Origin of the sequence: Rahnella aceris (genome assembly GCF_011684115.1) — a bacterium.
Lineage (GTDB): Bacteria > Pseudomonadota > Gammaproteobacteria > Enterobacterales > Enterobacteriaceae > Rahnella > Rahnella aceris.
On sequence record NZ_JAADJV010000008.1, the window covers coordinates 30,835 to 55,975 of the forward strand.

26 protein-coding genes are annotated in these 25,141 nt (G+C 51.7%); 15 read left to right on the forward strand and 11 right to left on the reverse strand.

The features are described from left to right. Positions 1 to 10 precede the first annotated feature (10 nt). From hslU to rraA, 3 genes are all read left to right on the forward strand, one after another. Positions 11 to 1,345 carry an HslU--HslV peptidase ATPase subunit gene (gene hslU / locus GW591_RS23410; protein WP_013577582.1) on the forward strand — a complete coding sequence of 445 codons (1,335 nt, stop codon included), beginning with the start codon at positions 11 to 13 and terminating at the stop codon, positions 1,343 to 1,345. A 94-nt stretch (positions 1,346 to 1,439) separates the two neighbouring features. Beyond that, positions 1,440 to 2,366, forward strand: coding sequence for a 1,4-dihydroxy-2-naphthoate polyprenyltransferase (locus GW591_RS23415; protein ID WP_121020205.1), 927 nt, complete (start codon positions 1,440 to 1,442; stop codon positions 2,364 to 2,366). 120 nt (positions 2,367 to 2,486) lie between these two features. Continuing rightward, positions 2,487 to 2,972, forward strand: coding sequence for a ribonuclease E activity regulator RraA (gene rraA / locus GW591_RS23420; RefSeq protein WP_013577584.1), 486 nt, complete (start codon positions 2,487 to 2,489; stop codon positions 2,970 to 2,972). Positions 2,973 to 3,036: 64 nt separating this feature from the next. Here the strand turns inward: rraA and zapB are convergent, their stop codons facing one another. Continuing rightward, entirely contained in the window at positions 3,037 to 3,276 is a 240-nt protein-coding gene (gene zapB / locus GW591_RS23425; RefSeq protein ID WP_013577585.1) for a septal ring assembly protein ZapB, read from the reverse strand. A gap of 577 nt (positions 3,277 to 3,853) precedes the next feature. Between zapB and GW591_RS23430 the strand changes: the two genes are divergently transcribed. The 3 genes from GW591_RS23430 (at position 3,854) to glpX (ending at position 7,425) form a co-directional block, all read left to right on the forward strand. Continuing rightward, entirely contained in the window at positions 3,854 to 4,702 is an 849-nt protein-coding gene (locus GW591_RS23430; protein ID WP_013577586.1) for an MIP/aquaporin family protein, read from the forward strand. A 45-nt stretch (positions 4,703 to 4,747) separates the two neighbouring features. Continuing rightward, on the forward strand, positions 4,748 to 6,271 hold the full coding sequence (gene glpK / locus GW591_RS23435) for a glycerol kinase GlpK (RefSeq protein ID WP_013577587.1): 1,524 nt from the start codon (positions 4,748 to 4,750) through the stop codon (positions 6,269 to 6,271). 143 nt (positions 6,272 to 6,414) lie between these two features. After that, positions 6,415 to 7,425 carry a class II fructose-bisphosphatase gene (gene glpX / locus GW591_RS23440; protein WP_013577588.1) on the forward strand — a complete coding sequence of 337 codons (1,011 nt, stop codon included), beginning with the start codon at positions 6,415 to 6,417 and terminating at the stop codon, positions 7,423 to 7,425. Positions 7,426 to 7,481: 56 nt separating this feature from the next. On the opposite strand, the gene emrD is transcribed toward glpX, so the two are convergent. Beyond that, on the reverse strand, positions 7,482 to 8,675 hold the full coding sequence (gene emrD, locus GW591_RS23445; protein ID WP_119262196.1) for a multidrug efflux MFS transporter EmrD: 1,194 nt from the start codon (positions 8,673 to 8,675) through the stop codon (positions 7,482 to 7,484). A gap of 323 nt (positions 8,676 to 8,998) precedes the next feature. On the opposite strand from emrD, the gene fpr reads away from it, so the two are divergent. After that, entirely contained in the window at positions 8,999 to 9,745 is a 747-nt protein-coding gene (fpr, locus tag GW591_RS23450; protein WP_112152574.1) for a ferredoxin--NADP(+) reductase, read from the forward strand. A gap of 16 nt (positions 9,746 to 9,761) precedes the next feature. Here the strand turns inward: fpr and GW591_RS23455 are convergent, their stop codons facing one another. After that, positions 9,762 to 10,184, reverse strand: a complete 423-nt coding sequence (locus tag GW591_RS23455) for a DUF805 domain-containing protein (protein ID WP_013577591.1) — start codon at positions 10,182 to 10,184, stop codon at positions 9,762 to 9,764. 158 nt (positions 10,185 to 10,342) lie between these two features. Here GW591_RS23455 and GW591_RS23460 point away from each other — a divergent pair, with 158 nt between their 5' ends. Both GW591_RS23460 and tpiA read left to right on the forward strand, forming a co-directional pair. Beyond that, positions 10,343 to 10,951, forward strand: a complete 609-nt coding sequence (locus GW591_RS23460; RefSeq protein ID WP_013577592.1) for a DUF1454 family protein — start codon at positions 10,343 to 10,345, stop codon at positions 10,949 to 10,951. A gap of 127 nt (positions 10,952 to 11,078) precedes the next feature. Next, positions 11,079 to 11,846 carry a triose-phosphate isomerase gene (gene tpiA, locus GW591_RS23465; protein ID WP_166861437.1) on the forward strand — a complete coding sequence of 256 codons (768 nt, stop codon included), beginning with the start codon at positions 11,079 to 11,081 and terminating at the stop codon, positions 11,844 to 11,846. Between the two features lie 67 nt (positions 11,847 to 11,913). Here the strand turns inward: tpiA and GW591_RS23470 are convergent, their stop codons facing one another. The 3 genes from GW591_RS23470 to cpxP form a co-directional block, all read right to left on the reverse strand. Then, positions 11,914 to 12,903, reverse strand: coding sequence for a sulfate ABC transporter substrate-binding protein (locus GW591_RS23470; RefSeq protein ID WP_112197345.1), 990 nt, complete (start codon positions 12,901 to 12,903; stop codon positions 11,914 to 11,916). Positions 12,904 to 13,087: 184 nt separating this feature from the next. After that, complete coding sequence (pfkA, locus tag GW591_RS23475; RefSeq protein WP_013577595.1) at positions 13,088 to 14,074, reverse strand: 6-phosphofructokinase; 987 nt, start codon at positions 14,072 to 14,074, stop codon at positions 13,088 to 13,090. Between the two features lie 347 nt (positions 14,075 to 14,421). Further along, a complete protein-coding gene (gene cpxP / locus GW591_RS23480) occupies positions 14,422 to 14,931 on the reverse strand; it encodes a cell-envelope stress modulator CpxP (protein ID WP_013577596.1) in 510 nt (169 codons plus the stop codon). Between the two features lie 152 nt (positions 14,932 to 15,083). Here cpxP and cpxR point away from each other — a divergent pair, with 152 nt between their 5' ends. The 3 genes from cpxR to trmL are packed head-to-tail and all read left to right on the forward strand — an operon-like array spanning position 15,084 to position 17,663. After that, positions 15,084 to 15,785: an envelope stress response regulator transcription factor CpxR gene (gene cpxR / locus GW591_RS23485; RefSeq protein WP_013577597.1), complete on the forward strand. Its 702-nt coding sequence runs from the start codon at positions 15,084 to 15,086 to the stop codon at positions 15,783 to 15,785. Beyond that, positions 15,782 to 17,152, forward strand: a complete 1,371-nt coding sequence (gene cpxA, locus GW591_RS23490; protein ID WP_119262198.1) for an envelope stress sensor histidine kinase CpxA — start codon at positions 15,782 to 15,784, stop codon at positions 17,150 to 17,152. The genes cpxR and cpxA overlap by 4 nt, the downstream gene beginning before the upstream one ends. Positions 17,153 to 17,189: 37 nt before the next feature. Continuing rightward, positions 17,190 to 17,663 carry a tRNA (uridine(34)/cytosine(34)/5-carboxymethylaminomethyluridine(34)-2'-O)-methyltransferase TrmL gene (gene trmL / locus GW591_RS23495; RefSeq protein WP_013577599.1) on the forward strand — a complete coding sequence of 158 codons (474 nt, stop codon included), beginning with the start codon at positions 17,190 to 17,192 and terminating at the stop codon, positions 17,661 to 17,663. A 52-nt stretch (positions 17,664 to 17,715) separates the two neighbouring features. Here the strand turns inward: trmL and cysE are convergent, their stop codons facing one another. The 5 genes from cysE to GW591_RS23520 all read right to left on the reverse strand — a co-directional run bounded on the left by cysE (position 17,716) and on the right by GW591_RS23520 (position 20,915). After that, complete coding sequence (cysE, locus tag GW591_RS23500; protein WP_013577600.1) at positions 17,716 to 18,537, reverse strand: serine O-acetyltransferase; 822 nt, start codon at positions 18,535 to 18,537, stop codon at positions 17,716 to 17,718. An 87-nt stretch (positions 18,538 to 18,624) separates the two neighbouring features. Beyond that, positions 18,625 to 19,644: an NAD(P)H-dependent glycerol-3-phosphate dehydrogenase gene (gene gpsA, locus GW591_RS23505; RefSeq protein WP_013577601.1), complete on the reverse strand. Its 1,020-nt coding sequence runs from the start codon at positions 19,642 to 19,644 to the stop codon at positions 18,625 to 18,627. Continuing rightward, on the reverse strand, positions 19,644 to 20,114 hold the full coding sequence (gene secB, locus GW591_RS23510; protein ID WP_013577602.1) for a protein-export chaperone SecB: 471 nt from the start codon (positions 20,112 to 20,114) through the stop codon (positions 19,644 to 19,646). Before secB ends, gpsA begins: the two co-directional genes overlap by 1 nt. A 64-nt stretch (positions 20,115 to 20,178) precedes the next feature. Further along, complete coding sequence (gene grxC, locus GW591_RS23515) at positions 20,179 to 20,430, reverse strand: glutaredoxin 3 (protein ID WP_013577603.1); 252 nt, start codon at positions 20,428 to 20,430, stop codon at positions 20,179 to 20,181. A 53-nt stretch (positions 20,431 to 20,483) separates the two neighbouring features. After that, positions 20,484 to 20,915, reverse strand: a complete 432-nt coding sequence (locus GW591_RS23520) for a rhodanese-like domain-containing protein (RefSeq protein ID WP_013577604.1) — start codon at positions 20,913 to 20,915, stop codon at positions 20,484 to 20,486. A gap of 304 nt (positions 20,916 to 21,219) precedes the next feature. Between GW591_RS23520 and gpmM the strand changes: the two genes are divergently transcribed. The 3 genes from gpmM (at position 21,220) to GW591_RS23535 (ending at position 25,134) form a co-directional block, all read left to right on the forward strand. Continuing rightward, positions 21,220 to 22,764: a 2,3-bisphosphoglycerate-independent phosphoglycerate mutase gene (gpmM, locus tag GW591_RS23525; RefSeq protein WP_037035330.1), complete on the forward strand. Its 1,545-nt coding sequence runs from the start codon at positions 21,220 to 21,222 to the stop codon at positions 22,762 to 22,764. 145 nt (positions 22,765 to 22,909) lie between these two features. Further along, the gene (gene envC / locus GW591_RS23530) at positions 22,910 to 24,202 is read left to right on the forward strand and encodes a murein hydrolase activator EnvC (RefSeq protein ID WP_015690600.1); all 1,293 of its coding nucleotides are present in this window, start codon (positions 22,910 to 22,912) and stop codon (positions 24,200 to 24,202) included. A 2-nt stretch (positions 24,203 to 24,204) separates the two neighbouring features. Further along, positions 24,205 to 25,134: a divergent polysaccharide deacetylase family protein gene (locus GW591_RS23535; protein WP_112152575.1), complete on the forward strand. Its 930-nt coding sequence runs from the start codon at positions 24,205 to 24,207 to the stop codon at positions 25,132 to 25,134. Positions 25,135 to 25,141 lie beyond the last annotated feature (7 nt).

The following is a 25,141-nucleotide window of genomic DNA, read 5'->3' on the forward strand; positions in this document are numbered from 1 at the left end:
ATCGAAAATTATGTCTGAGATGACCCCGCGCGAGATCGTCAGCGAGTTAGACAGTTACATCATTGGCCAGGATAAAGCGAAACGCGCCGTGGCTATTGCTTTGCGTAACCGCTGGCGCCGGATGCAGCTTGATGAAGCGCTGCGCCACGAAGTCACCCCGAAAAATATTCTGATGATCGGTCCGACCGGTGTCGGTAAAACCGAAATTGCCCGCCGTCTGGCGAAGCTGGCTAACGCGCCGTTCATCAAAGTAGAAGCGACTAAATTCACGGAAGTCGGTTACGTCGGTAAAGAAGTGGATTCCATTATCCGCGACCTGACCGATTCCGCCGTAAAAATGGTGCGCCTGCAATCTATTGAGAAAAACCGTTATCGTGCTGAAGAACTGGCCGAAGAACGTATTCTGGATGTGCTGATCCCGCCAGCGAAAAACAACTGGGGACAACCTGACGAAGCGCAGGAACCTTCTGCTGCACGCCAGAACTTCCGCAAAAAACTACGTGAAGGCCAGCTCGACGACAAAGAGATTGAAATCAGCCTGGCATCCGGCCCGATGGGCGTGGAAATCATGTCCCCTCCGGGTATGGAAGAAATGACCAATCAGTTGCAGTCGATGTTCCAGAGCATGGGTGCTCAGAAACAGAAACCGCGCAAACTGAAAATCAAAGAAGCGCTGAAGCTGCTGATCGAAGAAGAAGCCGCGAAACTGGTGAACCCGGAAGATCTGAAAGAACAGGCAATCGAGGCCGTTGAGCAACACGGCATCGTGTTTATCGATGAGATCGACAAAATCTGTAAACGTGGCGGCCAGAGTTCAGGTCCAGACGTCTCCCGCGAAGGTGTTCAGCGTGACCTGCTGCCTCTGGTGGAAGGCTGTACGGTGTCTACCAAGCACGGCATGGTGAAAACCGATCACATTCTGTTTATCGCTTCCGGCGCATTCCAGACGGCCAGCCCGTCAGACCTGATCCCTGAGTTGCAGGGTCGTCTGCCTATTCGTGTGGAACTGCAGGCGCTGTCGACTGAAGACTTCGAACGCATACTGACCGAGCCAAGTGCTTCGCTGACTCATCAGTACAAAGCATTGATGGCGACCGAAGGCGTAACCATTGATTTCACCGCTGACGGTATCCGCCGTATTGCGGAAGCCGCATGGCAGGTGAACGAAACCACCGAGAACATAGGTGCGCGTCGTCTGCATACCGTTCTGGAGCGTCTGATGGAAGATATCTCTTACGATGCCAGCGAAAGCAACGGTATCTCCATAAACATTGATGCAGATTATGTTAGAAGCCACCTTGACCAGCTGGTAGCTGATGAAGATCTGAGCCGTTTTATCTTATAATTTGCTCATACGTTCCGAAAGTGATCTTCAGGGAGGCGTTTGCCTCCCTGATTTTTTTAGATTTCGGACTGATTCTTCACCTGAGAAATCACCTATGAGCACAATCACGCCTTTCACTCCGACAACCCCCGCCCGCGCCTGGCTCGAAAGCCTGCGCCCGAAAACCTTGCCACTGGCGTTTGCTTCTATCGTTATGGGTTCTGCCATTGCCAGCCTGCAAGGCGTTTTCCATCCGCTCATTGCACTACTGGCGCTGCTGACTGCGGGCTGTTTGCAAATTTTGTCAAATCTGGCGAATGACTATGGCGATGCCGAGAAAGGCAGTGACACGCCGGAACGCGTCGGGCCCTTACGCGGCATGCAAAAGGGCCTGATTACCGCCGGGCAGATGAAGCGCGCGATTATCCTGACCATCGCGCTGACCCTTATCTGCGGTACTGCGCTTATTGCCGTGGCCTGTCATAAGCCTAGTGACGTGGTCGGGTTTCTGATCCTCGGCTTGCTGTCGATTGGCGCCGCCATTACCTATACCGTCGGCACACGACCTTATGGCTACATGGGACTTGGCGATATTTCCGTGCTGATCTTCTTCGGCTGGATCAGTGTCGCAGGGACGTTTTATTTACAGGCAGGCTATTTCGACTGGATCGTAATGCTTCCGGCGACGGCGACAGGTTTGCTGTCCACTGCGGTACTCAATATCAATAATTTGCGCGATATCGAAACCGACAGCGCCAACGGCAAGAATACCCTGGCGGTTCGCCTCGGGCCGGTTAACGCACGACGCTATCACGCCATCATTCTGACCGCCGCCGTGCTGTGTCTGGTGATTTTCTCCGCCCTGCACCTGCCTCACTGGACCGGCTGGCTGTTTATCCTGGCGATCCCAATGCTGGCAAAACATCTGATACGGGTGATGAAATCGACAACATCCACTGAAGTCCGCCCGTTGCTGGAACATATGGTAAAAACCGCGTTGCTGACTAACGTCTTGTTTGCAGTGGGTCTGTTGCTCAATTGAGTAAAGTTGGCCTGATGTGCGTTTATCAGGTCGCTTTTCACATTTAACAATTGATGATTTTGCCAACATCCGCCGGAAAGGGATATACTGAACACTCATGCAGCAACCAGATGAAATCCTATGAAATACGATACTTCCGAACTTTGCGACATCTACCATGAAGAAGTGAATGTCGTTGAACCCTTGTTCTCCAACTTTGGCGGCCGTACTTCATTTGGCGGGCAAATCACCACCGTGAAATGCTTCGAAGATAATGGCTTGCTTTATGACCTGCTGGAAGAAAATGGCCGTGGCCGTGTATTAGTGATCGATGGTGGCGGTTCTGTTCGTCGCGCACTGCTGGATGCCGGACTGGCACGCCTTGCATTGCAAAACGAATGGGAAGGCATCGTGATTTACGGTGCAGTCCGTCAGGTTGATGATCTCGAAGAGCTGGATCTGGGTATCCAGGCGATGGCGGCTATCCCGGCTGGCGCAGGCAGTGAAGGGATTGGCGAAAGCGACATTCGTGTCAATTTCGGCGGCGTCACCTTCTTCTCCGGCGACCATCTTTATGCCGATAATACCGGTATCGTGCTGTCCGAAGACCCGCTCGATATTGAGTGATTTCCTTCTGAGCACAATAAAAAAGGACGCCTTGGCGTCCTTTTTTATTTGGAATATGAAGTAATTAAACTTCTTCCATTTTTCCTAACAATGCACGCAGACGATCCTGCCATACGTGTTGTTCTTCTTTCAGCTGCGCATTTTCACGCACCAGAGACTCATGGTTGCCGCTGGCTTGCTGAACTTCCTGAGACAGGGTGTTGTTCTGCTCTTTCAGTTCTTCGATTTCCATCTGCAACAGAGTAATGGTATCAATCGCTTGCTGAACTTTAGCTTCTAATTTCTCAAATACTTCAAATGACATTTTTCGGTCCCCTTATGTTCGCAAGGCGCACATCTTATGTTCTGCCGCATCGTCCGGACACGGCTCAAAAATTCCTGCACTCCGTCGATTTTTATAACGAATTCATCAGAGAATTGCGCAAAACCAGCGTGTGTCTTAACGGGTGATTGTATGTAGCCAGCTTTGTTCTGTCTACCCGCAACCCCTTTATCCACGCAGTCTGTTGCAATTTAACAGCGCCGGGTATCAGGAAATGCTTAAAAAGCAGCGTCACACACCAGAAATACTGTTTAATGCCGAATAACCTTAGCCGCTGCGCGGGAAGGCATGTTGATGTTCGTTTGTCACAAATGGCGGCTGAAAATGTTAAATCATGGACTTTTTGCGCTGCATCAAGTTCCAGCAATACGCGAAATCGCTCATTTTTATGACGCGACACACAAAATTTGATTTCGCTATTTCTCGTTTATGCTCGTTAACGATAAATTCACATTACGTTCTCATTTAATGATGAACGCCAAAATCCGATTACGTTCACAAACGACATAACAGAAAAATTATAACTAACCATTAACATCATCCTTAGCAGGATCAAACTATGAGCCAAACCATGAGTTCCACATTAAAAGGTCAGTGCATCGCTGAGTTTCTGGGTACCGGGCTTATCATTTTCTTTGGTGCGGGCTGTGTCGCAGCAATGAAACTTGCCGGGGCAACCTTTGGCCAGTGGGAAATCAGTATTATCTGGGGTCTGGGTGTGGCAATGGCCATCTACCTGACTGCCGCCATCTCCGGCGCACACCTGAATCCGGCGGTGACCGTCGCACTTTGTTTGTTTGCAAACTTTGAAGGACGCAAAGTTCTGCCTTACATCATTGCGCAAGTCGCGGGAGCTTTCTGCGCCGCCGCACTGGTCTACGGCCTTTACTACAACCTGTTCTTCGATTTTGAGCAAAGCCACAACATGGTGCGCGGCAGCGTCGAAAGTCTGGATCTGGCCGGTATTTTCTCTACCTATCCAAACCCGCACATCAGCGTATTGCAGGCGTTTCTGGTAGAAACGGTGATTACGGCCATTCTGATGGCGCTGATCCTCGGACTGACCGATGACGGCAACGGCATTCCACGTGGTCCGCTGGCGCCATTGCTGATCGGTATCCTGATCGCGGTTATCGGTGCCTCCATGGGGCCACTGACCGGATTCGCCCTGAACCCGGCACGTGACTTTGGTCCGAAAGTCTTCGCCTACTTCGCTGGCTGGGGCAAGGTTGCCTTCACCGGCGCGCGCGATATTCCTTATTTCCTGGTGCCGATTTTTGGCCCGCTGCTCGGTGCTTCTCTGGGTGCCATCGCGTATAAAGCGCTGATCGGCCGCCATTTGCCAAATCAGATTAATGAGCCGGCAGAAGAAAAAGCACCTCAGCCATCCAAACAGCGTAAGGCCTGATCGGCTAAACTGTTCCACAGCTTACTCATTCGCAGGATGAATATTATGTCAGCAGATACGACTCACGAAAAAAAATACATTGTTGCACTCGACCAGGGTACAACCAGTTCACGCGCGGTAGTGCTGGATCACGATGCCAATATCGTCAGCGTGTCACAACGCGAATTCACCCAGATCTACCCTAAGTCAGGCTGGGTTGAGCACGACCCGATGGAAATCTGGTCATCGCAAAGCTCGGTGCTGGTGGAAGTACTGGCGAAAGCCGACATTAACTCCGATCAGATTGCCGGTATCGGTATCACCAACCAGCGCGAAACCACCATCGTGTGGGAAAAAGAAACTGGCAAGCCAATCTATAACGCGATTGTCTGGCAATGTCGCCGAACTGCTGACATCTGCGAAAAACTGAAAAAAGACGGTCTGGAAGAATACATTCGCCATAACACCGGCCTGGTTATCGACCCTTACTTCTCCGGCACCAAACTGAAGTGGATCCTCGACAACGTTGAAGGTTCTCGCGAACGCGCTAAACGCGGCGAACTGCTGTTCGGCACCGTCGACACCTGGTTGGTCTGGAAAATGACGCAGGGACGTGTTCACGTGACGGATTACACCAACGCTTCGCGTACCATGCTGTTCAACATCCATGATCTGCAATGGGATGAGCGCATGCTGGAAGTGCTGGATATTCCGCGTGAAATGCTGCCGGAAGTTCGCTCTTCTTCTGAGATTTACGGCCAGACCAACATTGGTGGTAAAGGCGGTACGCGTATTCCTATCGCTGGCATCGCAGGTGACCAGCAGGCGGCGCTCTATGGTCAGCTGTGTGTACAACCTGGTATGGCGAAAAACACCTACGGCACTGGTTGCTTCCTGCTGATGAATACCGGTACTGAAGCGGTCGCCTCTAAAAATGGCCTGCTGACCACCATCGCCTGCGGCCCGCGCGGCGAAGTGAACTACGCGCTGGAAGGGGCCGTGTTTGTCGGCGGTGCGTCCATTCAGTGGCTGCGTGACGAACTGAAACTGATCAGCGACGCAACTGACTCCGAATATTTCGCCATGAAAGTGAAAGACACGAACGGCGTTTACGTAGTGCCCGCCTTTACCGGCCTCGGCGCCCCTTACTGGGATCCGTATGCCCGCGGCGCAATCTTCGGTCTGAGCCGTGGTGCGAACAGCAACCACATCATCCGCGCGACGCTGGAATCTATCGCTTACCAGACCCGCGACGTACTGGATGCCATGCAGGCAGACTCGGGCGCTCGTCTGCAGGCACTGCGTGTGGACGGCGGTGCGGTGGCCAACAACTTCCTGATGCAATTCCAGTCAGACATTCTTGGCACCCGCGTTGAGCGCCCTGAGGTGCTGGAAGTCACCGCGCTGGGTTCTGCTTTCCTGGCAGGTCTGGCCGTCGGCTTCTGGAACGACCTGGAAGAAGTGCGCAGCAAAGCGACCATCGAACGTGAATTCCGCCCAAGCATTGAAACGACGGAACGTAATGTCCGCTATAAAGGCTGGCAAAAAGCGGTGGCACGCGTTCGTTCGTGGGAAGATCACGACGAGTAATCGCCAGATATTATCGCCAACACCCCTTTCTGAAACTCCCCATCCGGGGAGTTTTTTTATGCACCTTTCCCGTTGTGCTAAAATCTGCGCCACAGATGAGCCTCGCCTCACCGACCTCTTTTTTTCTTTCTACAGGCTTTCCAATGAAACGTGAATTAGCAATCGAGTTCTCCCGCGTGACCGAAGCTGCCGCGCTCGCCGGTTACAAATGGCTGGGTCGTGGCGATAAAAACCTTGCCGATAACGCTGCCGTTCAGTCCATGCGCATCATGCTCAATAAAGTCGATATCGACGGTACTATCGTGATTGGCGAAGGGGAAATTGATGAAGCGCCGATGCTGTATATCGGTGAAAAAGTCGGTACCGGCAACGGCGACGCGGTGGATATCGCGGTCGATCCCATTGAAGGTACACGCATGACCGCCATGGGCCAGTCCAATGCACTGGCTGTGCTGGCAGTTGGCGACAAAGGTTCGTTCCTCAATGCACCCGACATGTACATGGAAAAGATCGCCGTCGGGCCGGGCGCAAAAGGCGCAATTAATCTCGAACTGACGCTGGCAGAGAATCTGGCCAATATTGCTAAAGCGCTGGATAAACCGCTGACCGAACTGACCGTCGCTGTTCTGGCAAAACCCCGTCACGACGACGCCATCCGCGAAATGCTGGCGTCAGGCGTGCGTGTGTTCGCATTCCCGGACGGCGATGTGGCGGCGACAATCCTGACCTGCATGCCGGAAAGTGAAGTGGATGTGCTGTATGGCATCGGCGGTGCGCCGGAAGGCGTGATTTCCGCTGCGGTGATCCGTGCGCTGGATGGCGATATGCAGGGCCGTTTGCTGGCGCGTCATGATGTGAAAGGCGATACACCGGAAAACCGTCGTATCGGCGAAGAAGAGCTGGCGCGCTGTAAAGCGATGGGGATCGAGGCCGGTAAAGTGCTGCTGCTGGATGATATGGCGCGTAACGATAACGTGATTTTCTCCGCGACCGGTATTACCAAAGGCGACCTGCTGGAAGGCATCAGCCGTCAGGGAAACATGGCGACCACCGAGACGCTGCTGATCCGCGGAAAATCCCGCACCATCCGCCGTATCCGCTCGACCCATTACCTCGACCGAAAAGACGCTGCGCTGCACGAATTTATTATCTGATCAACTTCCTTCCGGTCATCAAAAAGCAGGGCCATCAGCGCCCTGCTTTTGCACCATCAGGCAGTATGTCCTTCATGCTGGCTACGGTTCGACATCGGCCACCAGCACAGTAAAATCAGCAATGCCATCGTAAACATCAGTAACCCGAGGCTGAACTGACCGGTTTGCGGCAACATCGCCGACATCCATGCTACCAGCCCTGACCCCATATTCTGCAATCCGCCAACCAGCGCACCGGCCGCGCCCGCCAGATACGGGAAAGGCTCCATTGCACCGGTGGTCGCCAGCGGGAACAACATGCCAGCGCCAAAGAAAAACAGCGAAGCCGGCACCACCAGCGTCCAGATATTCATGATACCCAGCCAGCCAGGGATCCACATCGCCAGACCGGCCAGCAGACAACTGATGACCGAATGCCACATCAGTTGCTGGAAACTTTTCTCCGCCCGCCCGGCATACCAGGCACCAAAGAAGGCAGCAGGGATCGGCAGGATAAACAGTACGCTGACCATCACACCGCTCAGCCCGAGGACACCGCCCATCAGCACACCGCAACTGGCTTCAAACACCGCCACACCGGCCAGTGCACCGACCAGCATCACCAGATAGCGGCTGAAATTGGCGTCGGCCAGCAATAAACGCAGGCTGCCCAGCATGTTGCGCGGCGGATGGTCGGCAGTGAATTCCGGACGAGTTTCCGGCAACCAGCGGTACATCGAAAACGCCACACCGGCGCACAGAATCAGCAGGAAACCAAAACTGGCCCGCCAGCCTAACCACGCTGACAGTGCGCCACCAATCACCGGCGCCAGCAGCGGGCTGATCAGAATGCCCATGTTCAGCAGGCTGTTGGCATGGCGCAACGCGCCGCCACTGTAGAGATCACGCGGCATGGTTCTCGCCATTACGCCCGCCACACCGGTGCCCAACCCCTGAATGGCTGCAAAGGCGATCAGCATATTCAGGCTCGTTGACATCATCGCGCCCGCCGCACCAATCAGGAAAATCATCAGGCCGGTGAGGATCACCGGTTTACGGCCAATATTATCGGAAAGCGGGCCGTAAACCAGTTGCGAGCCGCCGTATGTCAGCAGATAGGCTGCCATCACCCGCTGTACCGCGCCCGGTTTCACGGCCAGACTGGTGGCCATGTCCGCGATATTCGGCACATAAATGGTTTGTGCCATTTGCCCGACAGCCACCAGCAAAATGAGCATGATAAGCAGGTGGATATTTTCCAGATTTTTCATTTTTCAGTTCATTATCAAATAAGATTGGAAAAGTGCAGAACAAATAACCAGTAAATTCAGCCAGACTACAGCGGCGCATAAGTTAACAAATTAATATGAATAAGCGAGTGTTGTAGGAAACTCTTCTCAACCTGTACTGGCAGCAGCGGGAACCACATGTGTAACGCAGGGTGTACGAAAATCGATATTGGCTAACGGGTGATGAACAGGCTGATAACATTTAACCGATACGGGATTCGGAAAATTTGAAATAAAATCAGGACATAATTTTGCAATTCATATTTCTCACTACATGAAGAAATCAGAAACCACGGGAGTTTTTTATGGCTGATTGGGTGACAGGAAAAGTCAAAAAAGTTGAGCACTGGACAGACAATTTGTTCAGCATCACGGTCAATGCGCCCATCGATCCTTTTACCGCTGGCCAGTTCGCCAAACTTTCGCTGGATATTGACGGCGAGCGGGTGCAGCGCGCGTATTCCTATGTAAACCCACCCTCCAGCGGCGAACTGGAGTTTTATCTGGTGAATGTGCCGGAAGGAAAACTCAGCCCGCGGCTTCACGTGATGCAGCCCGGTGACGAAATCAACATCACCAAAGAAGCCGCCGGATTTTTCGTGGTTGAAGAAGTGCCTGAATGCGCGACCCTGTGGATGCTGGCAACCGGTACCGCTATCGGGCCGTATCTGTCTATTTTGCAGGAAGGTATCGGACTGGAGCGGTTCAAGAATATTGTTCTGGTTCACGCGGCACGCTTTGCAGCAGATCTCAGCTATCTGCCATTAATGCAGCAACTGCAACGCCGTTATGAGGGCAAACTCCATATCCAGACCGTGGTCAGTCGCGAGGAGATTTCCGGTTCGCTGACCGGTCGCGTGCCTGCGCTGATTGAAAGTGGTGCACTGGAAGCGGCTGTCGGCCTTAAGATGCTGGCAGAGGACAGCCACGTGATGTTGTGCGGCAATCCGCAGATGGTTCGCGATACCCAGCAAGTACTGAAAGACACGCGGGGTATGCGCAAACATCTCAAACGTAAGCCTGGCCATATGACCAGCGAGCATTACTGGTAAGTCTGTTACCGCGAAACTAGCGGAATTTAACGTCGTCCGGTTCCGGGCCAAAGCGATTTGCGCCCGGTGTGCCGGTAAAACCGCCGCAGTCGATCAGCAACATGATGAAAATCACTGATGGCGCGAGCCGGCCCAGAACCCAGCTCCACGTCTGCGGCATCGCCGCTGCCCAGTTACCCGCCACCAGCATCCACGCCAGCACAAACAGCAGCGCCCACCAGGCCGATTTATTGCGGTCATGCAATCTTTTCACCAACACTGCGGCAGTCGGCCACAGTAAAACCACCAGCGCGAATCCGGCGGACTGATAGGTAATCCATTCCTGTGCGGCAAAAAAGAAATCAACCACCATCAGAATCAACCAGCTAACCATCCAGAGCCAGAAATCGCGGCGGCCCAGGCGGCCGTTAAAAGAAAACAGTGCATGCTGTAACGTCATTGGCAGTCCGTTCCGTAAAGTACAAGGGGAGTAAAATATTAAAACAGGCGGAGTGTAACTCACGGGCAGCGATGACGAGAATCTTTACGCACTCCTTTTGACATTACCCCCCGTTCCCCGCTTTAATCGGACTGTTGAAACAAAATAAGAAACGCCCTATGACTGTTGCTCAATCCTTATTACGACTGGCGCTGCCCGCGCTGCTTATGCTCGCTTGCCAGAATAGTGCACTCGCCGATCCGCCGGTCGATCACTCTGGCGCAGAGGAGATGCCAAAAGCCCCTTACCTGCTTGCTGGCGCACCCACCTTTGAAACGACGCTGATCAATTTTCGCGCCAAATACAATGAAGCCAATCCGACCCAGCAGATTGGCGAGTTCCGGTCGATCAGTGATAAATCTCCAAACAGTTCCCTGACCCGCGCTGCCAGCAAGATTAATGAAAACCTGTATGCCTCGACCGCACTGGAAAAAGGCACCGGTAAAATCAAAACGCTGCAAATCACCTATCTGCCGATTCAGGGGGCTGAAGAAAAGGCCGCACGCACGCTGGCGATAAGCTATATGGCTAACCTGATGCGTCAGTTCGACGCCACATTATCCACCGAGCAAAGCGTGGCAAGAGTCGCTTCTCTGATCGAAAAAGGAAAAGGTCAGCAGTTTTATAAGCAGGAGGTAGGCGCGGTGCGTTTTGTCATTTCAGACAATGGCGAAAAAGGACTGACATTCGCCGTTGAGCCGGTCAAGCTGGCGCTTGCTGAGCCGTGAGATGACGGTTTTTAATGACAAAAAGCAAAGCCTTTATGACCAATGATCTCTATACTGTTGCACAGGTAATCTGCTTATTTGGCAGAAATTTTAATCGACACTCGCGTCCCCTTTTGGAGGAAAAAACATGCGACATCCATTAGTGATGGGTAACTGGAAGCTTAACGGCAGCACCCACATGGTTAACGAACTGATTGCTGCTCTGCGTACTGAACTGAGCACAGTTGTAGGTTGTGGCGTTGCAATTGCTCCACCAGAAGTTTACCTGTCACAGGCTAAACACGCTCTGGCTGGCAGCCGTATTGCGCTGGGTGCTCAGAACGTTGATGCTAACCTGTCTGGCGCATTCACCGGTGAAATCTCTGCCGACATGCTGAAAGACATCGGTGCGCAATACATCATCATCGGTCACTCAGAACGCCGCACTTACCACAAAGAAAGTGATGAGTTCATCGCGAAAAAATTCGGCGTGTTGAAAGAAGCGGGTCTGACTCCTGTTCTGTGCATCGGTGAAACCGAAGCAGAAAACGAAGCAGGCAAAACTGAAGTCGTTTGCGCTAAACAACTGGACGCGGTTCTGAGCACTCTGGGTGCGAAAGCATTCGAAGGCGCAGTCATCGCTTACGAACCTGTTTGGGCGATCGGTACCGGCAAATCTGCCACCCCGGCTCAGGCTCAGGCTGTTCACAAATTCATCCGTGACCACATCGCGAAACAAGATGCTGCGGTTGCTGAACAAGTTATCATCCAGTACGGCGGTTCTGTTAACGCTGCAAATGCTGCTGAACTGTTCACCCAGCCAGACATCGATGGCGCACTGGTTGGCGGCGCATCACTGAAAGCAGACGCTTTCGCTGTGATCGTGAAAGCCGCTGCTGAAGCTAAACAAGCGTAAGCCTGTTTCTTCTGCGCAATAAAAAACCCCGGCATGCCGGGGTTTTTTATTGCCTGTAACATGGCGATTAACGCCTGGAGATTTGGTCGAAAATTCCGTCTGTCGCAAAATGGTCTTTCTGCGCCTCAGCCCAGGTACCTGCAACCTGATCAATGGTGAACAGTTTCAGTTTCGGGAATTCAGCCGCGAATTTCTTCTCCACTTCCGGATCACGCGGACGGTAATAATTTTCTGCCGCGATAGTCTGGCCTTCCGGCGAGTACAGGTATTTCAGGTAAGCATCCGCCACTGTACGGGTATCACGCTTATCCACGACTTTATCAACCACAGAAACCGTTGGCTCCGCCAGAATCGATTCGCTTGGCGTGACGATTTCGAACTTATCTTTGCCGACTTCTTTTGTTGCCAGCAACGCTTCGTTTTCCCAGGCAATCAGCACATCACCGATACCACGTTCAACGAAAGTATTCGTTGCGCCACGTGCACCGGAGTCCAGCACTTCGACGTTTTTATACAATGCTTTCACGAAATCCTGAGCCTTCGCTTTGTCATTGTTGTTGTGATGCAACGCGTAACCCCAGGCTGCCAGATAGTTCCAGCGTGCGCCGCCAGACGTTTTAGGGTTCGGCGTAATCACCGATACACCCGGTTTGATCAAATCATTCCAGTCATGAATTTGTTTCGGGTTGCCTTTGCGCACCAGGAACACAATGGTGGACGTGTAAGGCGCAGAGTTGTCCGGCAGGCGGGTGATCCAGTTTTTATCGATACGGCCGCGTTCTGCAATAGCATCAACGTCATAAGCCAGCGCCAGTGTTACCACATCCGCTTCAATGCCATTAATTACTGACGTAGCCTGTTTGCCTGAGCCACCATGCGACTGGCGTACGGTGACGGTATCACCGGTTTTGCCCTGCCAGTATTTACTGAATGCCTTGTTATATTGTTCATAGAATTCGCGGGTTGGATCGTATGACACGTTCAGAATCTGAATATCTTTGGCAATTGCTCCGGTTGCCACCAACAGCAATCCCAAACCTGCAGCCCATTTACGCATCGTACTCTCCCGAAATAGTTTCTATGGATTTCATTTATTTGTTCGTTAAAGAGAGCGTGCCAGATAAAAACGAAACACATAAAGAATAAAAGGTTTTTTTCTATTACTTTATGGAATAAACAAAAAGAGTGGCGAAAAAAAACCTCCCGCAAAGGAGGTTCTTTTAAACACGCAATAAGCTGAATCAGAAAAGTTTTTTCGCCGTGTCGTACCAGTCTTCTTTAAATTTGCTTTTCTTGTTCTCTGGCGCGATACAAATCGAGATGAGTTCGTGAACCATTTTCTCGTTTTCAACACCCACGCAGAAACCGCCCTGAGAATAGTCACGATCTTCTTCCAGCAACAGGTCAACAGCATACGCACCCATGCGGGAAGCCAGGATACGGTCATAAGCGACAGGTGCGCCGCCACGCTGAATATGACCTAATACCGTGCCACGCGTTTCACGACAGGTTTCTTTCTCGATGTATTTAGCCAGTTCTTCAATGTCATCTAACTTCTCGGTGATGGCAACGATGGCATGTTTTTTGCCTTTCGCGATACCGGCTTTGATTTCAGCAACCAGATCATCACGTTTGAATTCAACTTCAGGGATAGCGATAAATTCGCAACCCCCGGCAATCGCTGCTGCTAAGGTCAAATCACCGCAATAACGGCCCATCACCTCAACAATAGAGATACGCTGGTGTGAAGAGGAGGTATCACGTAAACGGTCAATGGCTTCAACCACTGTGCCCAGCGCCGTGAAGAAACCGATAGTGTAGTCAGTGCCCGCAACGTCGTTATCGATTGTGCCTGGCAGGCCGATGCAACGGATGCCACCTTCTTTGGTCAGCAGGTCTGCACCGGCATATGAACCGTCACCGCCGATAACCACAAGGCCATCGATACCACGGTCTTTCATATTCTGCAGCGCAACTTTACGCATTTCTGGATCACGGAATTCCGGGAAACGTGCTGAACCCAGGAAAGTACCGCCACGGTTGATCATATCGGAGACGCTGTAGCGATCCAGTTTGCGCATGCGGTTTTCATACATGCCGAGGTAGCCATCTTCAATACCGTAGACTTCCAAATCTGCAGATAAAGCGGCGCGGACAACGCCACGGATCGCAGCATTCATGCCTGGGGCATCGCCACCACTTGTCAGTACACCAATTTTTTTGATCATGACTACCTCTGAACTTGTAGATGCAATTTCTTAAGAATCTTGAGCCAGCCTGTTGGGCGAATTTTTTTTATGCAGCCAAAAGGGCTTATTAGCGTTTGAGCCTATAGTATAACAAAACACCGGTGCTGAATTGATTCAAGTCAGCAAGAATACGCATACACCGCTCGGTACATCGCAATTTACTGATTCATACGGCTTTTACAAGATATTTCCAGTTCGTTACGATCACATTTCCACCTTGTTAATTTCCTGTTCTGCAAATCCAACCCAAATTGAGGACAAAAAAAACCCCACCTTTCGATGGGGGAAGACAGGGATGGTGTCTATGGCAAGGAAAAACAGGGATCTTACTCGGTCGTGCTGGTACTACTCGTCTTCTGGGCAGAAGAGGGCTGTAATCCAGATAACTGCATTTGCATCTGTTTCATGCGCTGCTCATGTTTCTGGTTCAATACATCTTTTTGCTCAGGGGTCAGCAGATTAAACATCTGGTTGCGGATGCGGGCCATTTCGACCTGACGATCCACCTGCTCCTGAGCCATTAATTCAGCTTGTGCTCGCACGGCGGCCTGATCAAACTTTTCGGCGGTAACCAGCCTGTGCATCGTTTCTATCTGTTCTACATTTACATGGGGTAGATCTTTACGAGCCTGGTGCATCAGGTCACGCATTTGCTGGCGCTGTTGCTCAGTAAGATTTACACCATCAAACATGGTGTTGCGTTCCTGAGGCTTATCCAACATCGTGCTATCATGTTCTGCTGGCATCGCCGACACTGGTTTCGCACCATCTGCTAAAACGACACCTGAACTCAGCGTCAGAAGCGTGGCCAAACCGAATGAAGCTGCCTTAAACATCACATACTCCTAAAGTCTTTATCGCTTCATCGCGAATCATTGAAAAGCAGTCTAAACCTGCTGCTGCAAACAAGCGTCAGTGCTTGTAAAAGTACGTAAAGTCATGGAATAGCGGCAATTGATGACGTATTTTGCGTCTAGAGGTAAATACAATGAATAAAATTTTGTTAGTTGATGACGACCGTGAACTGACTTCACTTTTGAAAGAATTGCTCGAAATGGAAGGCTTTAATGTTGTAGTGGCTTACGACGGTGAGCAGGCATTAGAGAAAATCGATAATACCATCGATCTTCTGTTACTTGACGTGATGATGCCGAAGAAAAACGGCATTGAAACCCTTAAAGAATTACGCCAGCGCCATCAGACGCCAGTGATTATGTTAACTGCTCGTGGCAGTGAATTAGACCGTGTCCTCGGCCTCGAACTGGGTGCCGATGACTATCTGCCAAAACCGTTTAACGACCGTGAGCTTGTGGCACGTATCCGGGCCATGTTGCGGCGTTCTAACTGGAGCGAACAGCAGCAAACCAATGAGAACAACGGTTCACCGACGCTTGAAGTCGATGGCTTACAACTGAACCCCGGCCGTCAGGAAGCCAGCTTTAACGGTGAAGCGCTGGATTTAACCGGCACTGAATTCACCCTGTTGTACTTACTGGCAAAACATCTCGGACAGGTCGTTTCCCGCGAACATCTGAGTCAGGAAGTGCTGGGTAAACGTCTGACGCCGTTTGACCGTGCTATTGATATGCACATCTCCAATTTACGCCGTAAATTACCCGATCGTCAGGACGGACATCCATGGTTTAAAACCCTGCGTGGACGCGGTTATCTGATGGTTTCTGCTTCATGATAAACAGTCTTACGGCACGTATTTTTGCCATTTTCTGGTTCACATTAGCCTTAGTGCTGATGCTGGTATTAATGGTGCCGAAACTCGATTCACGCCAGATTACGCCGTTGCTTGATAACGAGCAGCGGCAAGGCCTGATGATTGAACAACACGTTGAAGCTGAACTGGCGACCGATCCTGCCAATGACCTGATGTGGTGGCGCCGGTTGTTCCGTGCCATCGACAAATGGGCACCGCCGGGTCAACGCTTGTTGCTGGTGACCAGCGAAGGGCGCGTTATTGGCGCTCAGCGCAATGAAATGCAGATCGTACGTAACTTTATCGGCCAGTCGGATAACTCAGATCGTCCAAAGAAGAAAAAATATGGTCGCGTCGAAATGGTGGGGCCTTTCTCCGTTCGTGATGGCGAAGACAACTACCAGCTTTACCTGATGCGCCCCGCCAGCAGTTCTCAGTCTGATTTTATCAACCTGATGTTCGACCGTCCGCTATTGCTGCTAATCGTCACCATGCTGATCAGCGCCCCGCTGTTGCTCTGGCTGGCGTGGAGCCTGGCAAAACCTGCACGTAAGCTGAAAAACGCCGCAGACGACGTTGCACGCGGCAATCTCAAGCAGCATCCGGAACTCGAAGCCGGACCGCAGGAATTCCTTGCGACAGGTGCCAGTTTCAACCAGATGGTCAGCGCACTCGAACGAATGGTAACAGCACAGCAACGGCTGATTTCGGATATCTCACACGAGCTACGTACCCCACTGACGCGCCTGCAACTGGCCACCGCGTTGATGAGACGTCGTCATGGTGAGGGTAAAGAGCTGCAACGTATCGAAAATGAGGCTCAGCGCCTTGATGGCATGATCAATGACCTGCTGGTGTTATCACGCAGCCAGCATAAAAATGAATTATCGCGCGAAACCCTGAAGGCCAGCGAATTGTGGGCGGGTGTGATTGATGATGCACAGTTTGAAGCCGAACAGATGGGTAAAAACCTTGAGGTCACGTCGCCACCTGGCCCATGGAAACTGATCGGTAATGCTGCGGCTCTCGACAGTGCGCTGGAAAACATCATCCGTAACGCCCTGCGTTATTCGCATCATCACATTGTCCTGAACTTCGCCCACGACAGTGAAGGGATCACTATCACCGTTGATGACGATGGCCCTGGTGTGAGTGAAGAAGATCGTGAACAGATTTTCCGTCCGTTCTACCGCACTGATGAAGCGCGTGATCGGGAATCCGGCGGCACCGGCCTTGGGCTGGCGATCGTGGATACCGCGGTTCAGCAGCACAGAGGCAAGGTAAAAGCCGAAGACAGCCCGCTGGGCGGCCTTCGTTTGATTATCTGGCTGCCGCTGCACCAGCGTTAAGATTCTGCTATTCTGCGTCCCTCTATCAGGGGGACGCATGCTTAACATTGTTTTATTTGAACCAGAAATCCCGCCCAACACCGGCAACATTATCCGCCTGTGTGCCAACACCGGATGTCAGCTTCACCTCATCGAACCTTTGGGCTTTGGCTGGGACGATAAACGTCTGCGCCGTGCCGGGCTCGATTACCATGAATTCGCCCATATAAAGCATCACGCTAATTATGACGCTTTCCTCAGCAGCGAAAATCCACAACGTCTTTTTGCCCTGACAACCAAAGGCACGCCAGCGCATAGCGCCGTGAGCTATCAGGATAATGATTTCCTGCTGTTTGGCCCTGAAACTCGCGGCTTACCGGCGTCTATTCTGGATAATCTGCCCGCACAGCAGAAAATTCGCATTCCTATGCGCGCAGAAAGTCGCAGCATGAACTTGTCGAATGCTGTTTCTGTGGTGGTTTATGAAGCCTGGCGTCAACTGGGATATCCGGGCGCATTGCTGAAAGAATAGCGGAATGGAAGTGAAGAAGATGGCATGCAAATTCATGCCATCTGAAAGCCCGTCAGATACCGTCGCCGAATTCAAAACCCTGCGCAATACCGTTGAAATGCTGATCCATATCCATGGAAGGACGCTCGCTTTCCGGACGCCCGACAATTCGCGCCGGAACGCCTGCAGCCGTGGTGTGCGGAGGAACTGATTGCAACACGACTGAGCCCGCACCGATTTTCGCACCAGCACCCACTTCAATATTGCCGAGGATTTTCGCACCGGCACCAATCATGACGCCTTCACGGATTTTAGGGTGGCGGTCACCGCAGGTTTTTCCTGTACCACCAAGCGTCACAGATTGCAGAATCGATACGTCATTCTCAACCACGGCCGTTTCACCGATGACAATCCCGGTGGCGTGGTCAAACATGATGCCGCAGCCAATACGCGCCGCCGGGTGAATATCTACGCCGAATGACACTGAAATCTGATTTTGGAAATAAATCGCCAGCGCTTTACGATCCTGCTTCCACAGCCAGTTACCGATACGGTATGCCTGCAGCGCGTGGAATCCTTTCAGATAGAGTAACGGGGTGGAATATTTGTCGACTGCCGCATCACGCTGATGCACAGCCAGAATGTCACGGGCAGCAGAGAGGATCATTTGTTCGTCGTTGCGATAGGCTTCTTCGACAACTTCACGGATCGCCATCGCAGGCATAATCGGATTGCCCAACTTGTTGGCCAGAATGTAGCTCAACGCGCCGCCCAGCGTTTCATGTTTTAGCAACGTCGCATGGAAAAAACTGGCCAGCATCGGTTCACACTCAGCCAGCGCTCTCGCCTCTGATTTAATGTTATTCCAGACCAGTTCTAATTCTTCTAGCGACATCACTTTTCCTTACGACTTTGCAAGTTCGGGTAATAAAAAGCCGCCCTGTCGGGAATACCAACAAGGTGGCTATTCTGCAGATGCCTTTCAGTGGCTGTGTTTTTCATCCTTGCTCGCACGGGCAAGCAAACTGATCGCCGCTTCACGCGCATCTTTACCGCAGTACAAGACCTGGTAAATCTGTTCAGTGATTGGCATTTCAACGTTATTACGCTGCGCCAGAGCCCGTACTTCTTTCGTATTGCGATAGCCTTCAACAACCTGACCGATGGTGTCCTGAGCAGTCTGAACATCCTTGCCTTGCCCCAGCATAATGCCAAAGCGACGGTTACGGGACTGGTTATCTGTGCAGGTTAACACCAAATCACCCAAGCCTGCCATGCCCATAAATGTGGCCGGATCAGCGCCTAAAGCGGAACCCAGGCGGGTCATTTCAGCCAGACCACGGGTAATCAGCGCGGTTCTTGCATTAGCCCCAAAGCCGATACCATCGGACATTCCGGCACCAATCGCGATAACGTTTTTAATCGCACCGCCCAACTGAACCCCGATAAAATCGGGATTGCTGTAAACACGGAAGCTTTTGCCACAGTGCAGCAATTGCTGCAGATCTTCGGCAAAACTGGCATCAGTGGCGGCCAGTGAGATTGCCGTTGGCATACCTGCCGCCAGTTCTTTGGCGAATGTCGGCCCGGAAACCACCGCTAACGGAATGGCATCACCGAGTTCTTCGCGCGCGACATCCTGCAACAGACGGCCGGTTTCTGCTTCCAGCCCTTTCGTCGCCCATACCACGCGCGCATCAGGGCGCAAATGGGGTTTCAGCTGACGCAAAACGTCACCAAATACATGGCTGGGTACCACAACCAGCACATTACGGCTGGCCGCTAACGCGACAGACAGATTGGTTTCGAGCAACAGATTATCGGGGAACGGAACATCAGGAAGGAATTCCTGATTACAACGGGCACGTTGTAATGCGTTGATGTGGTCGGGATTATGTCCCCACAGCACAACGGGATGGCCATTTCTGGCAAGAGTAATCGCTAAAGCGGTGCCGTACGAGCCGGCACCGATCACTGTCATTGACGCATTGACGGTTTTCATCAGGCATCCTGATGCGGTTCAGCACCTTCGCCTTCAGCTTGCTGTTGCAGATAGTTCATGAACAGAGCGTCAAAGTTAACAGGTGCAAGGTTCAGTTGCGGGAAGGTACCGCGGGAAACCAGGCTGGTGATGCACTCACGGGCATACGGGAACAGAATGTTCGGGCAATATGCACCCAGGCAATGCGCCATCTGGTTGCCATCAATACCGGAGATAGTGAAGATACCACCCTGCTGAACTTCGCACAGGAACGCAGTTTCGTCGCCCAGTGAAGAAGTTACCGTCACACGCAAGACGACTTCATATACGCCTTCAGCCAGCTGGCTGGAAGCGGTATCAAGATCCAGTTTAACTTCTGGCTGCCAGTCTTGCTGGAAAACCTGAGGCGCATTTGGCGCTTCAAAAGAGATGTCTTTGGTGTAGATACGTTGGATCTGGAAAGCCATCTCGGTGTTATTTTGTTCTGACATGTGAGTAGTACCCTCGGGTTAATAGTCCTTTTAAACACTTAATGAAAAACAGCCGCCGCCTTTATTAACCCAGCATTGGGTCAAGGCCACCGCGTGCATCAAGTGCATGTAAATCATCACAACCGCCGACATGCTGCCCATCGATAAAAATCTGAGGAACGGTTGAACGACCGCTGCGGGCGATCATTTTTTCACGTTTATCTGCATCGCCGTCGATAGCGATTTCATCGAATGAAGCTCCTTTGCTATTAAGCAGAGCTTTCGCACGATGGCAATAAGGGCAGGTTGCCTTGGTGTAGATTTCAATTTTTGCCATGGGTTCCACCTCAGAGTCGTAAAATTGAGTGCCGTAGCAGTTGGCTTAATGTCTTATTTACCGCGCACTAAAGGCAGGTTTTCACTGCTCCAGCCGCTGATACCTTCTTTGAGTGTAAACACGCGCTCAAAACCAGCAGCAATAAGGCCTTCAGCCGCAGTGCGGGAAGTTTGTCCTGTGGCACAAACCACGATAACAGGCTGTGCTTTATGTTTGGTCAGCTCACCCAGGTTGTTGTTCTTGATGTCAGCAGACAAAACATTCTGTGATTCAGCGATGTGGCCTTTGCGGAATTCTTCACGCGCGCGAACATCGACAACGATGGCATCTTCTTTGTTAATCAGGCGGGTTGCTTCGCCACGGGTGATCTCTTTAACTTTAGAAAAACGTGTTTTAAAGGTGGTCACAATTACTGCAATCAGTAACGCAACCCACGCCAGGCTGAGAACCGGATGCGCACTGATGAATGGCATAATATCTTGCATGGGGTGTAGCAACTCCCGTCAGTTGGGGGAAAATTCAAGGCTTCAGAGTATACCTGCGCGTCGGAGCAAATACAGCCAGTAAGCGCGGGTGAATGCCACAATCTGCGGCACATCCTGGAAAATTAACACGGCTTTATGCCGAAAGTTAACCCTCACCCCGCCTCATCTTTGATCTCCTCGGGCTATTCACACACGGCGCTGGGGTAAAATCAGCCCGCCTGAGTGCATTTAGCCGCGCCTGTTCATGCCGTTGCAACTGGCGAGCCTATTGAGCATTTCATCTTTTAAACTGAGGTCAATTGACATGTCGAGCAACAAAAAACCGATGGTTCTGGTGATTCTGGATGGCTACGGGCATCGTGAAGAACAACAAGATAACGCAATTCTGAATGCCAAAACCCCCGTCATGGATAATCTGTGGGCCACTCACCCGCATACCCTTATCGCCGCATCCGGGCTGGACGTCGGTCTGCCTGATGGTCAGATGGGAAACTCCGAAGTAGGCCATGTCAATTTAGGTGCCGGCCGCATCGTGTATCAGGATCTCACCCGTCTGGACAAAGAAATTAAAGAAGGCGACTTCTTTAATAATAGCGTACTGACTGGCGCTGTTGATCGCGCAATCGCCGCAGGTAAAGCGGTTCACATTATGGGTCTGTTATCTGCGGGCGGCGTTCACAGCCACGAAGACCACATCATGGCGATGGTCGAACTGGCACAACGCCGTGGCGCGAAAGCCATTTATCTGCATGCCTTCCTGGATGGTCGCGATACACCACCACGCAGCGCTGAAGCGGCGCTGAAACGCTTCTCAGAGAAATTCGCACAAATCGGTACGGGTCGTATTGCGTCAATCGTGGGCCGTTATTACGCCATGGATCGCGATAACCGCTGGGATCGCGTGCAACTGGCCTATGATTTGATGTCACAGGCAAAAGGCGCATTTACTGCCGATAATGCACTGGCGGGTCTGCAGGCCGCTTATGCCCGTGATGAAAATGATGAATTCGTGAAGCCAACCGTATTGCAGGCAGCAGGTGAAGAATCCGCGGCCATCAATGACGGCGATGCACTGATCTTCATGAACTTCCGCGCAGACCGGGCCCGCGAAATCACCCGCGCCTTTATCAGTCCGGATTTCGATGGTTTTGCCCGCGAAAAAGTCATCAACTTCGGCGATTTCATCATGCTGACCGAATATGCTGCAGACATCAACGCAGCTTGCGCCTATCCACCGGCATCACTGAAAAATACGCTGGGTGAATGGCTGATGGCGCACGGCAAAACGCAGTTGCGTATTTCCGAAACTGAGAAATATGCCCATGTCACCTTCTTCTTTAACGGGGGCATGGAAGATTCGTTTGAAGGCGAAGACCGTATTCTGGTGAAATCACCAAACGTGGCGACTTATGACCTGCAACCGGAAATGAGCTCTGCTGAACTGACGGAAAAGCTGCTCGGCGCAATCAGCAGTGGTAAGTACGACACCATCATTTGTAACTATCCGAATGGCGACATGGTCGGTCATACCGGCGTTTACGACGCAGCAGTGAGTGCCGTTGAAGCACTCGATAAATGTGTTGCTCAGGTTGTGGACGCAGTGAAAGCCGTGGGTGGTCAGTTGCTGATTACCGCCGACCACGGTAATGCAGAACAAATGCGTGACCCGGCGACCGGTCAGGCACACACTGCACACACCAGCCTGCCGGTTCCGCTGATTTATATCGGCGGAAATGCACAAGCGGTTGAAGGCGGTAAATTATCTGATATCGCGCCAACTATGCTTTCACTGATGGGCATGGAAATTCCGCCGGAAATGAGCGGCAAGCCGCTGTTTATCGCGCGTTAATTTCTGTTAAAAACCGTCAAAAAAGGCGTACTGACACCCGTTGGTACGCCTTTTTTGTTTGTGCATCAGCGGGTTGATTAGTGTTACGATACGAAAAGGGACAGCCATATTGTCTATCATCCACGGTCGACAAGCGGAAAAAAGTTTGAGCAAATTCAATCATTTCAGCCTGATGAGAACCCGCCTTTCCGCTCAGGACAAGGCCGTATCTGCCTTCCCATCTCCAGCCTTACTACTTTGCGTTTCCCTGCTGTCTCTTTCTGTGAGTGTGCATGCTGACGACAATAAAGATCAGCTCAAAACCATTCAGCAAAACATCGCGGAAAAAGAGAAAAGCGTAAAACAGCAGAAACAGCAACGCGGCACGTTATTGCAGCAATTGCAGGCGCAGGAAAAAACCATCGCCTCAGCCAGCAGTCAGTTACGCAGCACTCAGTCAACCCTCGCCACGTTGGGAAAAGACATTTCCGGGCTGAATGCGTCCATTGATAAATTGCAAAAACAGCAAAAGACGCAGGAAGCTATTCTGGCAAAGCAGCTCGATGCCGCATTCCGGATCGGGCAGCATAAAGGCCTGCAATTACTGCTGAGCAGCGAAGAGAGCGCACGCAGCGAGAGGATCCTGGCTTATTTTGGTTATCTGAATGAAGCGCGACAGAAAACCATTGAGGACCTGAAACAGACCCGAGCCACGCTGGCTGAACAGCGTGTTTCTTTGCAATCGAAACAAACCCAGCAAAAAAGCCTGCTGAGTGAACAACAAACCCAGCAGCAGAAACTCGAACAGGCTCGTGCCGCCCGTAAGCAAACGCTCACGGCACTGGAGTCTTCATTGCAAAAAGATGAGCAGAGCCTGACCGAACTGCGCGCTAACGAATCCAGCCTGCAAAACAAAATTGCCGCTGCCGAACGTGCTGCCAAAGCACGCGCAGAAAAAGAAGCCCGCGAAGCTGCGGCAGTCAGAGCGAAAGAACAGCAGGCGAAGAAATCCGGTTCCACCTACAAACCGACCCAAAGCGAGCAATCTCTGATGGCCCGTACCGGCGGTCTGGGCAGACCATCAGGTCAAAATATGTGGCCTGTTAATGGTTCGTTGATACATCGCTTCGGCGAACAGCTGCAGGGTGAACTACGCTGGAAAGGGATTGTTATCTCAGCAAGAGAAGGCAGTGATGTCCGGGCGATTGCTGACGGACGCGTCATTCTGGCGGACTGGTTACAGGGATACGGTTTGGTTGTGGTTATCGATCACGGCAAAGGCGATATGAGTCTGTACGGTTACAACCAGGATGCACTGGTCAGCGTAGGCGACCAGGTCAGAACGGGCCAGGCCATTGCTAAAGTTGGGAACAGCGGCGGACAAGGCCAGCCATCGCTGTATTTTGAAATTCGTCGTCAGGGCCAGGCCGTTAATCCACAGCCGTGGTTGGGAAGATAGCATTGCGATATAACAAGTCCGTTTTAGCTGCCCTTTGTGGTACTGCGTTTTTTGCTTGTCAGGTTCAGGCAGCGAAATTATCCATCCTGATCGATGACTTTGGTTATCGCCAGCATGAGGAAAACCAGGTACTTCAGATGCCAAAAGCGGTATCGGTCGCGATTTTTCCCAACGCACCCGATTCGCAGATGATGATGAACAAGGCTCACCAGCAGGGGCGTGAAATTCTGATCCATCTGCCGATGGCGCCACTTAGTAAGCAACCGCTGGAAAAAGACACGCTGACACCCTCCATGAGCGCCGCAGAAGTGAAACGTATTGTCGATCAGGCGATCAGCAATATCCCTTACGCGATTGGCATCAATAACCATATGGGTAGTGCTATGACCTCCAGCCTGACCGGGATGGAAAATGTCATGCAGGCAATGAATGCCCACAACCTGTTTTTCCTCGACAGCATGACCATTGGTAACACTCAGTCAGTCAAAGCGGCTCAGGGCACCCGGGTGAAAGTCATTAAGCGCAATGTCTTTTTAGATGATGTGCAGAATGAAGCGGAAATCCGCCGTCAGTTTGAACGCGCAATTCAGCTCGCACGCAAGAATGGATATGCCATCGCGATAGGACACCCGCATCCGACGACAGTGAAAGTGCTGCAGCAAATGTTGCCGAATCTACCTTCCGATATCGTTCTGGTCAGGCCAAGTGATCTGCTGAACGAACCCCAGCGCAGCATACCCGCCGGTAAGGTCACGATTGCGCTCGTAAAATCATCACGTAAAGGCATCAGCGTCTGCCACCTCAGGCAACCTCTCCCGCAGATTTATGCCGACAGCATGTTTAAAATTCTCGGGGAAAGCCTGAAATCTTCACCCGCTGCGGCATTTGTTGAACGGCAGTATTCTGTGATAACAACTTTTACTAAAAAGTAGAAATCGC